This is a genomic window from Flavobacterium sp. S87F.05.LMB.W.Kidney.N (assembly GCF_004366435.1).
In the GTDB taxonomy this organism is placed as follows: domain Bacteria; phylum Bacteroidota; class Bacteroidia; order Flavobacteriales; family Flavobacteriaceae; genus Flavobacterium.
Genome location: NZ_SODX01000001.1, coordinates 511,030 through 525,530 on the forward strand (window position 1 = coordinate 511,030; position 14,501 = coordinate 525,530).

The 14,501-nt window shown below is 35.7% G+C and carries 10 protein-coding genes; 3 read left to right on the top strand and 7 right to left on the bottom strand.

Annotated elements, in window-relative coordinates; genetic code table 11:
* Nucleotides 1–11 precede the first annotated feature (11 nt).
* Nucleotides 12–581 (bottom strand): 30S ribosomal protein S16, encoded by a 570-nt coding sequence (locus tag EDB96_RS02290; protein ID WP_057115836.1) that lies wholly within the window; start codon nucleotides 579–581, stop codon nucleotides 12–14.
* Nucleotides 582–783: 202 nt separating this feature from the next.
* On the opposite strand from EDB96_RS02290, the gene EDB96_RS02295 reads away from it, so the two are divergent.
* Both EDB96_RS02295 and EDB96_RS02300 read left to right on the top strand, forming a co-directional pair.
* Nucleotides 784–1,272 carry a DUF6252 family protein gene (locus EDB96_RS02295; protein ID WP_134139031.1) on the top strand — a complete coding sequence of 163 codons (489 nt, stop codon included), beginning with the start codon at nucleotides 784–786 and terminating at the stop codon, nucleotides 1,270–1,272.
* Nucleotides 1,273–1,385: 113 nt separating this feature from the next.
* Complete coding sequence (locus tag EDB96_RS02300) at nucleotides 1,386–1,733, top strand: RNA recognition motif domain-containing protein (RefSeq protein WP_057115840.1); 348 nt, start codon at nucleotides 1,386–1,388, stop codon at nucleotides 1,731–1,733.
* Between the two features lie 110 nt (nucleotides 1,734–1,843).
* Here the strand turns inward: EDB96_RS02300 and leuB are convergent, their stop codons facing one another.
* The 6 genes from leuB to EDB96_RS02330 all read right to left on the bottom strand — a co-directional run bounded on the left by leuB (nucleotide 1,844) and on the right by EDB96_RS02330 (nucleotide 9,412).
* Nucleotides 1,844–2,899 (bottom strand): 3-isopropylmalate dehydrogenase, encoded by a 1,056-nt coding sequence (gene leuB, locus EDB96_RS02305; protein ID WP_057115842.1) that lies wholly within the window; start codon nucleotides 2,897–2,899, stop codon nucleotides 1,844–1,846.
* Nucleotides 2,900–3,061: 162 nt separating this feature from the next.
* The gene (locus tag EDB96_RS02310) at nucleotides 3,062–4,582 is read right to left on the bottom strand and encodes an alpha-isopropylmalate synthase regulatory domain-containing protein (RefSeq protein WP_057115844.1); all 1,521 of its coding nucleotides are present in this window, start codon (nucleotides 4,580–4,582) and stop codon (nucleotides 3,062–3,064) included.
* A gap of 239 nt (nucleotides 4,583–4,821) precedes the next feature.
* A complete protein-coding gene (gene leuD, locus EDB96_RS02315; protein WP_134139032.1) occupies nucleotides 4,822–5,418 on the bottom strand; it encodes a 3-isopropylmalate dehydratase small subunit in 597 nt (198 codons plus the stop codon).
* 169 nt (nucleotides 5,419–5,587) lie between these two features.
* Nucleotides 5,588–6,982: a 3-isopropylmalate dehydratase large subunit gene (leuC, locus tag EDB96_RS02320; protein WP_057115846.1), complete on the bottom strand. Its 1,395-nt coding sequence runs from the start codon at nucleotides 6,980–6,982 to the stop codon at nucleotides 5,588–5,590.
* A gap of 517 nt (nucleotides 6,983–7,499) precedes the next feature.
* The gene (locus tag EDB96_RS02325) at nucleotides 7,500–8,420 is read right to left on the bottom strand and encodes a helix-turn-helix domain-containing protein (RefSeq protein WP_134139034.1); all 921 of its coding nucleotides are present in this window, start codon (nucleotides 8,418–8,420) and stop codon (nucleotides 7,500–7,502) included.
* 188 nt (nucleotides 8,421–8,608) lie between these two features.
* The gene (locus EDB96_RS02330; RefSeq protein WP_134139035.1) at nucleotides 8,609–9,412 is read right to left on the bottom strand and encodes an SDR family oxidoreductase; all 804 of its coding nucleotides are present in this window, start codon (nucleotides 9,410–9,412) and stop codon (nucleotides 8,609–8,611) included.
* A 458-nt stretch (nucleotides 9,413–9,870) separates the two neighbouring features.
* On the opposite strand from EDB96_RS02330, the gene dnaE reads away from it, so the two are divergent.
* Nucleotides 9,871–14,406, top strand: a complete 4,536-nt coding sequence (dnaE, locus tag EDB96_RS02335) for a DNA polymerase III subunit alpha (protein ID WP_057115849.1) — start codon at nucleotides 9,871–9,873, stop codon at nucleotides 14,404–14,406.
* The last annotated feature ends 95 nt before the right edge of the window (nucleotides 14,407–14,501 follow it).

Genomic DNA, 14,501 nt, shown 5'->3' on the forward strand with positions numbered 1-14,501 from the left:
GCTAAGTAAAATTATGCTTCAGTTGTTTCGTTATTCTCTTCAGCAGCAGGAGCTTCTTCAGTTGCAGCTTCAACTTCAGCAACTTCTTCTTCTTCAACTGCAGGAGTTGCAGCAGCGATAGCATCAGCTTCAGCCTGAGCTGCAGCAGCTAAACGTTTAGCATTAACTTCTTGTTCAGCTTTTAAAGCTTTAGCTTTAACATCAGCTTGTGCTTTTGATAAACCATCTTTTTTAGCATCAACTTTTCCAGCTTTAGCCTCTAACCAAGCAGCTAATTTAGCGTCAGCTTGCTCTTGAGTTAAAGCTCCTTTACGGATACCTCCATCAAGGTGGTGTTTCAATAAAGCACCTTTGTAAGAAAGGATTGCTCTAGCAGTATCAGTTGGTTGAGCACCATTGTGTAACCATTTAACTGCGCTGTCAAGGTCTAACTCAACAGTTGCTGGGTTTGTGTTTGGATTGTAAGTACCGATTTTCTCTAAGTATTTACCATCTCTTTTTGAGCGTGCATCTGCAGCTACAACCCAGTAAAAAGGTTTTCCTTTTTTACCGTGTCTTTGTAATCTAATTTTTACTGACATAATCTTGTGATTAAATTTTGAGGTACTCGACCTCTGTTAATTAAGGGCGCAAAGATATAATTTTTTTATCAATAATGCGTTTCAAAAAGTATTAAATATCTTTAAGATAAATTTTTACCATTTTTTTGGCTGTTTTTGCTTTTCCTTTCAAACGTTTATTAATTGTAATGCGGTATTTTTGTGCCAAATTCATCCTAAGAATATGAAAAAATACTTTTACTTTTTACCACTTATATTTTTACTAACATCATGCACAGAGGATATTAGGTTTAATAATCCTGCTTTTCAAACTTTAAAAGATAATGTTTTTTGGAGGGTTCAGAGCTATAAGTCGGGAACAGAAACAACTGGAATTTTTGTTGTTGAAGGTTCTTTGGGTTATGAAAAAATAAGTTTTCAGCTCCCTGCACCATCTCAAAAAACATATATTTTAGGTGTAGATGATGTTACAAAAGCGACATTTAAAAATACTTATCCAGGACAAGAAGAAGAATTTACTACTGGAGAAGACAAAGGAAGTGGGCAAATTATAGTTACAGAATACAATACTATTGATAAGACAATTTCGGGTACATTTAAATTTACAGCCATTAATGTAAATAATGGTGCTGAAAAAAAAGAAATACATTTTACAGAAGGTGTTTTCTATAAAATCCCCGTTGAACTAGATACTAAATTTACCATAGATTAAGGTTTTTGAGGCTTTTTAGGTTTTAAAATCAAAATAAAAACATAAATAAACTAATATATAGTAGATTACAGAATAATAAGAGTACATTTGCTTATTATTATAAATAAATATCTATGAATATTTTTGTTGGAAGCCTTCCATTCAGTATTGAGGAAGCAGATTTAAGAGAGTCTTTTGAGGCTTATGGAACAGTTGACTCTGTTAAAATTATTACTGATAAATTTACTGGAAGAAGTAAAGGCTTTGGTTTTGTTGAAATGCCAAATGATAGCGAAGCTCAGAAAGCTATCGACGAATTGAACGGTGCTGTTGTTTCAGGACGTACAATCGTTGTTAATAAGTCTGAGCCAAAACCAGAAGGCGAAAGAAGAAGTTTTAATAACAACCGTGGAGGAGACTCTCGTGGAAGTTATGGAAACAACCGTGGAGGAAATGACCGCGGAAACAGAGGAGGATATTAATATTTTTTTTCTACAATATAAAAGGGATCAACGCAAGTTGATCCCTTTTTTGTTTCAAGTTTCAAGTTTCAAGTTGCTCGAACTTGAAACCTGAAACAAAAATTAACTAATTATACATTCGCAGCTAACCAGTCACCAACTTCTTTAGTGCCGTATGCTTTGCCTCCATTGGCTAAATCTTCGGTAACTACTCCAGCTTCTAGAGCCTTGTTTACTGCATCTCTCATTGCTTTTCCTTCTTCCATCAATCCGAAGTTTTCGAACATCATAGCAGCAGATAAAATAGTAGCCATTGGGTTTGCTATGTTCAATCCTGTAGCTTGCGGGTAAGAACCGTGAATAGGTTCAAACAAAGATACTTCAGCTCCCATAGAAGCAGAAGGCATTAATCCCATTGAGCCAGAAATTACAGAAGCTTCATCTGTTAAAATATCTCCAAATAAGTTTTCAGTAATCAATACATCATAAGAGTTTGGCCATTGTACTAAACGCATAGCAACTGCATCAACAAATTCGTAGCTCACTTCAACTTCTGGATAATCTTTTTCCATTGCCTGAACTGTTTCTCTCCATAAACGTGAAGTTTCTAGAACGTTAGCTTTGTCAACGCAGCATAATTTTTTAGAACGTGTCATTGCTAATTCGAAACCTTTTTTAGCCAAACGCTGTACTTCAGCTCTTGTGTAAACACAGTTGTCAAATGCAGTATCGCCATTGTCTCTTCTTCCTTTTTCACCAAAGTAAATACCGCCAGTTAATTCTCTTAAGAAAACTAAGTCAGTTCCTTCGATTCTTTCTCTTTTTAATGGAGATTTATCTAATAACGAAGGGAATGTAAAAGTTGGTCTAACGTTTGCAAACAAACCTAACGCTTTACGCATTTTTAACAAACCTTGTTCTGGTCTTACAGGTGCAGAAGGATCGTTATCGTATTTAGGGTGGCCGATTGCTCCAAAAAGAACTGCATCAGCATTTTTGCAAATCTCGTGTGTTGCATCTGGATAAGGTTCGCCTACTGCATCAATTGCAGCAGCTCCAGTTAAAGCTGGTTTCCAAGTGATTTCATGTCCGAATTTTTTTGCAATAGCATCAGATACTTTTACAGCTTCATTTATTACTTCTGGTCCGATTCCGTCTCCGGCTAAAAGGGCTATGTTTAATTTCATTCTATGTGTTATTTAAGATTCTAAGGTTCTGAGTTGCTAAGATTCTAAGGTTTTTATTCTTAGTGACTTAATTTTTTTTAAAAGGTTCCAAGGTTCTGAGTTGCTAAGATTCTAAGGTCAAGAAAAAATCTTAGTAACTTAGAATCTTAGTCTCTTAGCACCTTAGGCTATTACGTTAAGCATTTTCTGCGTTGCAATAATCGCTGCAACGGTTTGATCAGAGTCTAATCCGCGGGTTTTGAATTCTTTTCCGTTATTGACCCATGTAATGATGGTTTCGCACAACGCATCAGAACTACTTCCTGGCGGGATTCTTACTGCATAATCAATTAATTTTGGAAGCGTAAGTTTTTTGCTTTTATAGATTTTGGATAAAGCATTCATGAAAGCATCAAACTGACCGTCGCCCTGTGCATTTTCTTCGATGATTTCCTCGCCAAATTTTAAACACAAAGTGGTTGACGGACGCATTCCTTTTGAGTGTACTAATATATAGGACTCAATTTTTATTTTTTCTTCGTAAGTATGACTGTCCAAAACATCTGAAATAATGTATGGAAGGTCTTCCTTAGTTACAGTTTCTTTTTTGTCGCCCAATTCGATAATTCTTTGGGTAACCAATTTTAGATCTTCATTGTTTAGTTTTAAACCTAATTCCTGAAGATTCTTTTCGATATTAGCTTTTCCAGAAGTTTTTCCTAAAGCATACTTTCTTTTTCTGCCAAAACGCTCTGGAAGAAGATCATTAAAATATAAATTGTTTTTATTGTCTCCATCAGCATGAATTCCAGCTGTCTGCGTAAAAACATTATCGCCGACAATTGGCTTATTGGCAGGAATTCTATAACCAGTAAAAGTTTCCACTAATTTACTGACCGTATATAAAGATGTCTCTTTAATATTAATGCTTACTTCTGGCAGATAATCGTTTATAACAGCAACAGTACTTTCAAGGGGTGCGTTTCCAGCACGTTCTCCCATTCCGTTTACCGTAACGTGAAGTCCGTTTACTCCAGCTTTTATGGCTTCCATAACATTAGCGATACTTAAATCGTAGTCGTTATGAGCATGAAAATCAAAATGAATTTGAGGATATTTTGCTCTAATTTTCGAAATAAATTCAAAAGTCAAAGACGGAATTAAAACTCCTAAAGTATCGGGAAGTAAAATTCTTTTTACGGGCTGCGTTGCTAGAAAATCCAGAAATTGAAAAACATATTCAGGAGAATTTCGCATTCCGTTGCTCCAGTCTTCCAGATAAACATTCGTTTCAATATTATTTTCTTTAGCTAAAGCTATTATTTGAGCGATTTCAGAAAAATGCTGTTCTGGTGTCTTTTTTAATTGATGTGTTAAGTGGTTCATTGAACCTTTGGTCAATAAATTCTGCACTTTAGCGCCGGCTTTTTTCATCCAATCAATTGAAACACCTCCGTCAACAAATGAAAGCACTTCGATTCTGTCAATATAACCGCGTTCTTCAGCCCACGAAGTAATGCCTTTTACAGCTTGAAATTCTCCTTCGCTTACGCGTGCTGAAGCAATTTCGATTCTATCAATATTTAATTCTTCCAGCAATAATTGCGCAATGGTTAGTTTTTCTGCAGCAGAAAAAGATACTCCTGAGGTTTGTTCACCATCACGAAGCGTCGTATCCATTATTTCAATTTTTCTTTTTTCCATATTGATGTTTCTAACGGGTCGAATATTATTAATATCCTATTTAATTTTGATGCTGATTTTACGGATTCGCTTTGCGAAGACGCTGATTAAACGGATTTTTTTATATTGAATAGAATAAAATCCGTGGCAATCCGCGCTTTTGTGAAAGGAAATCAGTTTCATCCGCGTCCTATTATTCTAGAAAGACCCGACTGGTCTTTGAAACCTGTCGGGTCTAATATCCTGAATGAGATTTCTATTTAGTAAGGAAGTTTATCAGCGAAAGCTTTAATATCTTCTTTCATATCTTGTAAATAATCAATGTCATCAAAGCCATTAATCATATTGTTCTTTTTGTAACCGTTAATAGCAAAAGATTCTTGCTGACCAGTTGACAATAAAGTAATAGTCTGTTCTGGAAGATTGATTTCCAACTCTGTTTTAGGATCAGCTTCAATCGCTTTGAAGATATTTTCCAAAAACTCTGGGCTAATTTGTACTGGTAAAACTCCAATATTTAAACAGTTTCCTTTAAAGATATCAGCAAAGAAACTAGAAACTACAGCTCTAAATCCGTAATCGTAAACTGCCCAAGCAGCATGCTCTCTAGAAGATCCTGAACCGAAGTTTTTTCCTCCAACAAGAATTTTTCCAGAGTAAGTTGGGTTGTTTAAAACGAAATCTGCTTTAGGTGTATCGTCTCCGTTGTATCTCCAGTCTCTAAAAAGGTTATCTCCAAAACCTTCACGTTTTGTAGCTTTTAAGAAACGAGCTGGAATGATTTGATCTGTATCTACGTTTTCAATTGGCAGCGGCACTGCACTGCTGGTAAGTATATTAAATTTATCGTATGCCATTTTTGTTTTTGCTTTAGGCTGTTTTCTGCTTTAGGCTATAAGCTGTATGCTTTAAGCTTTTTGCACAGCGTTTATTTTTTATTTGCTTTAGGCTATAAGCTTTAAGCTGTAGGCCTTTTTTAAATTCTGTTAGAAGCTTAAAGCCTATTGCTTAAAGCTTACAGCGGAATTAAAATAATTCCCTTGGGTCTGTTAGTTTTCCTGTAACCGCAGCTGCAGCAGCCATAATTGGACTTGCAAGAAGTGTTCTTGATCCAGGACCTTGACGGCCTTCAAAGTTTCTGTTTGAAGTACTCACTGCATATTTCCCAGCAGGAACTTTATCATCGTTCATTGCTAGACAAGCAGAACAACCCGGCTGACGTAATACGAAACCAGCTTCTGTCAAAATATCTAAAATTCCTTCTTCTTTAATCTGCGCTTCAACAACGTGAGAACCTGGAACTAACCAAGCGGTAACATTATCTGCTTTTTTTCTTCCTTTTACAATTTCAGCGAAAGCTCTAAAATCTTCAATACGTCCGTTTGTACAACTTCCTAAGAAAACATAATCAATTGGTTTTCCAATCATCACATCATCTTCGTGGAAGCCCATGTAAGCTAAAGATTTTTTATACGTTTCCTCACCACCTTCAACTTGGTTGGCATTCGGAATATGTTTTGTAATACCAATTCCCATTCCAGGGTTAGTACCATAAGTAATCATTGGTTCGATATCTTCCGCTTTAATGTTTAATTCAGCATCAAACACGGCATCAGCATCCGTTTTAAGAGTTTTCCAATATTCAACAGCTTTTGTCCAAGCTTCACCTTTAGGGGCATATAATCTTCCTTCAAGGAAATCGAAAGTAGTTTGGTCAGGAGCGATCATTCCGCCGCGAGCACCCATTTCGATACTTAAGTTACAAACAGTCATACGACCTTCCATAGTCATGTTTTCAAAAACATCACCAGCATATTCAACAAAATATCCTGTTCCTCCAGAAGTAGTTAATTGAGCGATAATATAAAGTGCAACGTCTTTTGGACCAACACCTTTGCTTAATTGACCGTTTACGTTGATACGCATTTTCTTTGGTTTAGGCTGCATAATACATTGAGTAGAAAGCACCATTTCAACCTCAGAAGTTCCGATACCAAAAGCAATAGCTCCAAAAGCACCGTGAGTAGATGTATGCGAATCCCCGCATACAATAGTAGCACCTGGCAAAGTAATTCCGTTTTCAGGACCAACTACGTGTACAATTCCATTTTTTTGATGACCTAATCCCCAGTGAGAAATTCCGTATTCGATTGCATTGTCTTCAAGAGCTTTAAGCTGATTAGCAGAAAGCGGATCCTGAACTGGTAAATGTTGGTTTATGGTTGGTGTATTGTGGTCTGCAGTTGCAAAAGTACGTTCTGGATATAATACGTTAACGCCTCTTGATTTTAATCCTAAAAAAGCAACAGGACTCGTAACTTCGTGAATGAAATGGCGGTCAATAAAAAACACATCTGGTCCATCTTCAATTTTACGCACTACATGTGAATCCCATACTTTGTCAAATAATGTCTTACTCATTTTTATTTTTTTTAATTGTAATTTCTATAACCACAGCAATCTCCTGTTCATTATAATAGCAAAACAAAAGTAAAAAAAGATAGAAAAGCGTCAATTTCAATATTTCATTATATACGATACCCAAATTAAATTACAAATTGCGAAACTGCTTTTATGCATTAAAATTTGAAAGAAAAATGATAAAGAAATTGATTTTGATTTTCTTTTTCGGCTTTAATTTTCCTTGTTTGTTTTTTGTTTTAATAGTTTGCAAATTTATCTCAAAATCGCTATAAAATATAAGGATTTAATTAAAAAAATCTAACAAAATGAATAAAAATAGTAATAATTGTTAGTTTTGATTTCTGTGTGCAAACTATGCTTTTGCGGTTTTTTAAAGCTTTTAAAGGAGTTTTATGGACATTATTTAGATTCAATAAAGTATCAAAATACTACGACATCCAAGAAGTATATTTTTATAAAATTTTATGTTTTTTTTAGTCAAAAAGGGAATTTTTGCTGCTAATAATTTTGAAAATTAGTTCAATGAATTTTTAAATTCGAGAGGAGTAAGGTTTGTTTTCTTTTTAAATAATTTACTAAACGACTGTGGATATTCAAAACCCAGTTGATACGCAATTTCTGCGACTGAAAGATCGGTAGTAATTAGGAAATCCTTTGATTTTTCAATTAGTTTTGAATGAATGTGCTGCTGTGTATTCTGTCCGGTTAAATTGCGGAGCATGTCACTTAGATAGTGAGTAGACACATTAATTTTGGAGGCAAGAAAATCTACTGTTGGTAAACCCTCTTTTAGGGTTTCAGCATTATTTATATAATTATCCAGTGTTTCTTCAACTTTGACTAATAAGTCGTGACTGATTGTTTTTCTGGTAATAAATTGACGTTTATAAAAACGATTACTGTAATTCAGCAAAACATCAATATAGGAAACAATTACATCCTGGCTCATTTCGTCTATAGCGTTCCGAAGTTCAGTGTCAATACTGTTTAATAAACCTATAATAATTGTTTTTTCGCTGTCAGAAAGATGCAGTGCTTCATTGGTGTCATAAGAAAAGAAACCATATTTCTTGATGTTTTTCCCTAAAGGATAATTTCGAATAAAATCTGGATGAAAAAGCAGCGTATAGCCGCCATATTCAGCACCTTCTTCATTTTCTGTAAAGATTAGCTGATTGGGAGAAGAAAATAGTAATCCGCCTTCATTAAAATCATAAAAACCTTGTCCGTAACCCATTTTTCCATTGGTAGAAAATTTATAAGATATCTTATACAGATCAAGTAAAAAGGCATAGTTTGCCAAATCTTCGTTTATAACCAATTGTGTATTGTCTATTAAACTCACCATCGGATGAAGAGGTTTTTGCAGTTTAAGCAGGTCATGAAACTGCGATATAGAGGAAATCTTTGCAGGGTTATTTTTTTTCTTTTCCATAATATAAAAATATAAAATATGACATTAAAAGACTAATGAGGCTTTCCGAAAAGTATTAAACAAGCTCTTTGATTTATGAAACATCAGCTTCGGAGAAGCGAAATATTTTTAATACTGTTGTATTTCGCTCCGCTGGAGCTTAATAAAAAGAACGTAAAATACTTTTTGGATTGCCTCATCAGGAATTATTATGCTTCAAAAAACTGTTTTCCAAATGCAGTACGAAAAGCTTCGTCGCCTTGTTCCAATCTTTGCTGGTACAGTGCTTTAGCATCTTCTCCAGCTACATATCTTAATTTAGTTTTTCCGTCTGTAGCGGCTTCGTAAACTACATCTGCAATTTGTTCTGCAGTTGATGCCATTTCAAACATTGCATCTACATTTTTAAACATTTTGTCTGCCATTGCCTGATATTCAGGTTTAACTCCGGTGTCAAGAGAACCATGAAGAAATTCTGTTTTGATCCCTCCTGGAGAAACTGTTTTAATATTTATTCCAAATGGATTTAATTCATAAGCCATGCTTTCGCTCCAGCCTTCTAACCCCCATTTTGTTGCGTGATAAATTGATCCTAAAGGAAAAGAAATCAATCCGCCAATTGAAGTTGTTGAAATAAATAATCCGCTTTTTCTTTCTCTGAAATACGGGATAAAAGCATTTGTAACACGAATTACTCCCAATAAATTAGTATTCAATTGTTTTGTGATCTGATCATCTGAAAAGCTTTCTAGAGGGCCAATTAACCCATAACCAGCATTGTTAAAGACAATATCGATGTCACTAATTTCAAGTGCTTTTTGAACTGTATTTTGTATTTGATCGTAATCTGTAACGTCTAACGGTAATAGCGTTACGTTCTTTAACTTAGAAAGTTCTGTTTCTTTTTCTGGAGTTCTCATAGTTGCAATTACATTCCATCCTTTTTCGTGGAATAATTTTGCTGTTGCTTTTCCTAAACCTGATGACGCACCTGTGATAAAAATTGTTTTCATGATTATTATTTTTTAATTGTTATAATTTGATTAAGCAAAGTTCAGTATACATCACAGTTTAAAAGTGTTCATTTTGGTGTAATGAGTGTTCAAAATGAATAATCGATGATTTAACGTAAGATTACAACGCGGATGACACAGATTTGCTTTGCAAAAACGCTGATTAAAACGGATTTTGTATTTTATCTGAAAAATCCGTTTTAATCAGCGTCTTCGTGATAACGAATCCGTATCATCCGCGTTGAAATCTATATTTTGAGTTTTTTAAGAATTACATTTTACAAGGTGTTAAAAATGCTTTTGTTAACAACTTTAGCTTCTTTATTTCTGTAAAAAAAGCGTAAATTTGAACTTCTTCCATTTTTCATTTCGCATTTTGTTATGTTTCATGTTGTCAATGTTTTGCAATGTGTAGGATTTGAAATTTTGGAGCTTTAAAATTTGATTTTTACAACTCTATGTATTTAATATTCGATACCGAAACAACCGGATTACCAAAACGATGGGATGCCCCGATAACCGATTCTGATAACTGGCCCCGCTGTATACAGATCGCTTGGCAGCTTCATGACGAAATGGGACAGCTTATTGAGCATCAGGATTATTTGGTAAAACCAGAAGGATTTAATATTCCGTATGATGCCGAACGTATTCACGGAATCTCGACTGAATTGGCTGAAGCCGATGGAATCTCTTTGGCCGAAGTTTTAGAAAAATTCAACATCGCTTTAAGCAAAACCAAATTTATCGTTGGTCAAAATTTAGGTTTCGACGTTAATATTATGGGAGCTGAATTTCACAGAATGGGTGTGGATTCTCCTATGGGTACAATGCCGGTTTTGGATACATGTACAGAAGTTACGGCTTCGTTATTGCAGCTTCCTGGAGGTCGTGGAGGAAAATTCAAACTTCCAACCTTAACAGAATTACACAGTTATCTTTTCAATCAGCCATTCGCGGAAGCGCACAACGCAACTGCCGACGTTGAGGCAACTACGCGTTGTTTCTTGGAATTGGTAAGAAGAGAAGTTTTTACCAAAGAAGAATTAGACGTTCCGAAGGAATATTTTAAAGAATTTCAAGATAGAAATCCGCAGGAATTTAAACTGATTGGTTTAAAGCATATCAATTTAAAAGCGGCTTCTGAAAAAGTTAGAGAGCAAATTAAAGCTTTACAAGTTGATGATACTCCAACTGTAGTTTCAGAATCTGATAAGGCAGATTTTAAAGCAGCAAAATTTGCGCATTTACACAATCATACACAGTTTTCGGTTCTCCAGTCAACTATCGGAATCGGAAATATTGTTGCGGCTGCAGCCAAAAACGGAATGCCGGCAGTTGCCATGACGGATACCGGAAACATGATGGGAGCTTTTCACTTTGTGAGCGCCGTTATGAACCATAACAAAGCAGCATCTGGAAAAAACAAAGCTCTGGTTGAAGCGGGAGAAGAGCCAACAGAAACTGAGGTAAAACCAATTGTTGGCTGTGAATTTAATATCTGTGAAAATCATTTAGATAAAAGCAAAAAAGACAACGGTTATCAGGTTGTTTTACTGGCGAAAAATAAAGCTGGTTACCATAATCTGGCGAAAATGGCTTCGATTGCTTATACGGAAGGATTTTATTATGTTCCGAGAATTGACCGAAAGATTGTGGAGCAATATAAAGCAGATATCATGGTCTTGTCTGGGAATTTATACGGAGAAATTCCGAGTAAAATCTTGAATATTGGTGAAAATCAAGCAGAAGAAGCTTTAATTTGGTGGAAAGAACAATTTGGCGAAGATTTCTATTTAGAGGTAATGCGCCACAATCAGGAAGATGAAAATCGCGTAAACAAAACCCTGATTGAGTTTTCGCAAAAGCATAATGTCAAATTAATTGCGACCAACAATACTTATTATTTAAACAAAGAAGATGCCAATGCCCACGATATTTTACTTTGTGTAAAAGACGGTGAAAAGCAGGCAACACCTATTGGACGCGGGCGAGGATATCGCTACGGACTTCCAAATCAGGAGTATTATTTCAAGTCGGAAGAAGAGATGAAAAAACTCTTTGCCGATTTGCCAGAAGCGATTATCAATATTCAGGAAATTATAGATAAGGTTGAAGGATATTCTCTTTATCGAGATGTATTGCTTCCGAAATTTGATATTCCAGAAGAATTTATGGTTCCCGAAGATGAAGCAGACGGCGGTGTTAGAGGGGAAAATAAATACCTGCGACACCTTACTATGGAAGGTGCCAAAAGAAGATATGGCGAAATTACAGAATCGATTCAGGAACGTTTGGATTTTGAATTATTAACGATTTCGAATTCTGGATATCCAGGTTACTTTTTGATCGTACAGGATTTCATCGCCGAAGCCAGAAAAATGGACGTATCGGTAGGTCCCGGACGTGGATCTGCGGCAGGTTCTGCCGTTGCGTACTGCCTCGGAATTACCAACATTGACCCTATTAAATACGACTTACTTTTTGAGCGTTTCCTTAATCCTGACCGTGTATCGATGCCCGATATTGATATCGATTTTGATGACGAGGGTCGTGGACGTGTAATGGATTACGTAATCAATAAATATGGTCAAAAACAGGTGGCGCAGATTATCACTTATGGTAAAATGGCAACCAAATCGGCAATTCGTGATACCGCTCGTGTACTGGATTTACCTTTGTTCGAAGCCGACAGAATTGCCAAACTGATTCCGGGAATGATGCCGTCAAAATGGAATTTGGCACGTTTTATTTCTGAAAGTGAAGAAGAGGTAAAAAAAGCACTTCGTTCTGACGAATTTGATAATGTAAAAGAATTAATCGCGATTGCCAATGAAGATGATTTGGCAGGAGAAACCATTCAGCAGGCAAAAATCCTCGAAGGATCAATGCGTAATACTGGAATTCACGCCTGCGGGGTAATCATTACGCCGTCGGATATTACGAATTATGTTCCCGTTACTACCGCAAAAGATTCTGATTTATATGTAACCCAGTTTGATAACTCGGTTGCAGAAAGTGCCGGACTGCTTAAAATGGACTTCTTGGGTCTGAAGACCCTTACGCTGATAAAAGATACCGTTAAACTGGTAAAATATAGAACAGGAATTGATTTAGATCCAGATAATTTCCCGATTGATGATGAAGAAACGTATGCGCTTTTCCAAAGAGGTGAAACGGTAGGTATTTTCCAATACGAGTCACCTGGAATGCAGAAATACATGAAAGATCTGAAACCAACAGTTTTTGGAGATTTAATTGCGATGAATGCACTTTATCGTCCAGGACCTTTGGAGTATATTCCGTCTTTCGTTCGAAGAAAAAATGGTGACGAAGAAATTAAATACGACTTAGATGCCTGTGCCGAATATTTGTCTGAAACCTACGGAATTACGGTTTATCAAGAGCAGGTAATGCTTTTGTCTCAGTCTTTGGCAGGATTTACAAAGGGTGAGGCCGACGTTTTGCGTAAAGCGATGGGTAAGAAACAAAAAGACGTACTAGATAAAATGAAGCCGAAGTTTGTGGAACAAGCTGCTGCTAAAGGTCACGATGCTAAAATTCTAGAGAAAATCTGGAAAGACTGGGAAGCCTTTGCGAGTTACGCCTTCAACAAATCGCACTCGACTTGTTATGCTTGGATTGCGTATCAAACGGCTTATTTGAAAGCGCATTATCCTGCAGAATATATGGCAGCGGTACTTTCGAATAATATGAATGATATTAAACAAGTGTCATTTTTCATGGAAGAATGTAAGCGTATGGGATTACAGGTTTTGGGTCCCTGTGTAAATGAATCGTATTATAAATTTACGGTAAATGATGAATATGCTGTTCGTTTCGGAATGGGAGCGATTAAAGGTGTTGGTTCTGGAGCCGTTGAAACTATTGTAGCCAACAGAAAAGACGGAAGATACAAATCGATTTTTGATTTGGCGAAGCGAATTGATTTGCGTGCTGCCAATAAAAAAGCGATTGAGAATTTAGCTCTTGCCGGTGGTTTTGATTCATTTGAAGGAACAACGAGAGCGCAGTATTTTCATGATGATGGTGACGGAATTACATTTTATGAAAAAGCAATGCGTTATGGATCGAAGTTTCAGGAAAATGAAAATTCCTCTCAGGTAAGTTTATTTGGGGAAACCAGCGAAGTACAAATTGCAGAACCAGTTGTGCCTCCATGCGAGGACTGGAGTACAATGGAAAAACTGGCCAAAGAAAAAGAAGTTGTCGGAATTTATATTTCTGGACATCCTCTGGACGATTTTAGATTTGAAATGAAATACTTCTGTAATGCCCGATTAGAAGCATTAAAAAGTATGAATGAATATGTGGGTAAAAATTTAAACTTCGCCGGAATTATTAATAACGTACAGCACCGTGTAGCTAAAAATGGAAAAGGCTGGGCTGTATTTAATTTAGAAGGATATGACGAAAGTTATGAGTTTAAAATTTTTGGTGAAGAATATTTAAAATTCCGTCATTTCCTGATTCAGAATAATTTTGCCTACATAAAGATATTGATAAAAGACGGTTGGGTAAATCATGACACAGGTAAAAAATCTGAACCGAGGATGCAGTTTGTAGAGATACGACAACTGCAGGATATTTTAGAAGCTTTTGCTAAGAAACTAATTGTCCTATTAAATATTAAAGATATTCAGGCAGAATTTATTCATAAGCTGAGTCATTTGTTTAACGAGAACAAGGGAGATAATTCTGTGACTTTTGAAATCATGGAATTAGAAAAGATAAAACGATTAGTTGAGGTGGAAACACCAACAGATTTTGAACCCGATGATGCCGTTTTTGAAGATGAAAATGAAAACGAAGATGAAGTACTTGAAAGTACAAAAGTGCAAGAGGTAAATGAGGTTGAAGAAATAAAAGTCGTGACGAAATTAACTATGCCAAGTCGTCGTTTAAAAGTGAGAATTTCAACTGAATTATTGCAGGAATTGGAGAAAATGCAGATCAATTTTAAATTGAACTAAAAAATTAACAGTTAAAATTTAACCAGATGTTAAATTTTTTAGTTAAAAATATGCATGCATAATACTTTTTTAGTAATATTGCCCAAAATTACAAC

Bases quoted from the DNA above. Each gene is read 5' to 3' on its own strand.
- EDB96_RS02325 (WP_134139034.1), bottom strand. From the start codon at position 8,420: ATGGAAAAGAAAAAAAATAACCCTGCAAAGATTTCCTCTATATCGCAG.
- leuD (WP_134139032.1), bottom strand. From the start codon at position 5,418: ATGGCATACGATAAATTTAATATACTTACCAGCAGTGCAGTGCCGCTG.
- EDB96_RS02290 (WP_057115836.1), bottom strand. From the start codon at position 581: ATGTCAGTAAAAATTAGATTACAAAGACACGGTAAAAAAGGAAAACCT.
- EDB96_RS02330 (WP_134139035.1), bottom strand. From the start codon at position 9,412: ATGAAAACAATTTTTATCACAGGTGCGTCATCAGGTTTAGGAAAAGCA.
- dnaE (WP_057115849.1), top strand. From the start codon at position 9,871: ATGTATTTAATATTCGATACCGAAACAACCGGATTACCAAAACGATGG.
- EDB96_RS02300 (WP_057115840.1), top strand. From the start codon at position 1,386: ATGAATATTTTTGTTGGAAGCCTTCCATTCAGTATTGAGGAAGCAGAT.
- EDB96_RS02310 (WP_057115844.1), bottom strand. From the start codon at position 4,582: ATGGAAAAAAGAAAAATTGAAATAATGGATACGACGCTTCGTGATGGT.
- leuB (WP_057115842.1), bottom strand. From the start codon at position 2,899: ATGAAATTAAACATAGCCCTTTTAGCCGGAGACGGAATCGGACCAGAA.
- EDB96_RS02295 (WP_134139031.1), top strand. From the start codon at position 784: ATGAAAAAATACTTTTACTTTTTACCACTTATATTTTTACTAACATCA.
- leuC (WP_057115846.1), bottom strand. From the start codon at position 6,982: ATGAGTAAGACATTATTTGACAAAGTATGGGATTCACATGTAGTGCGT.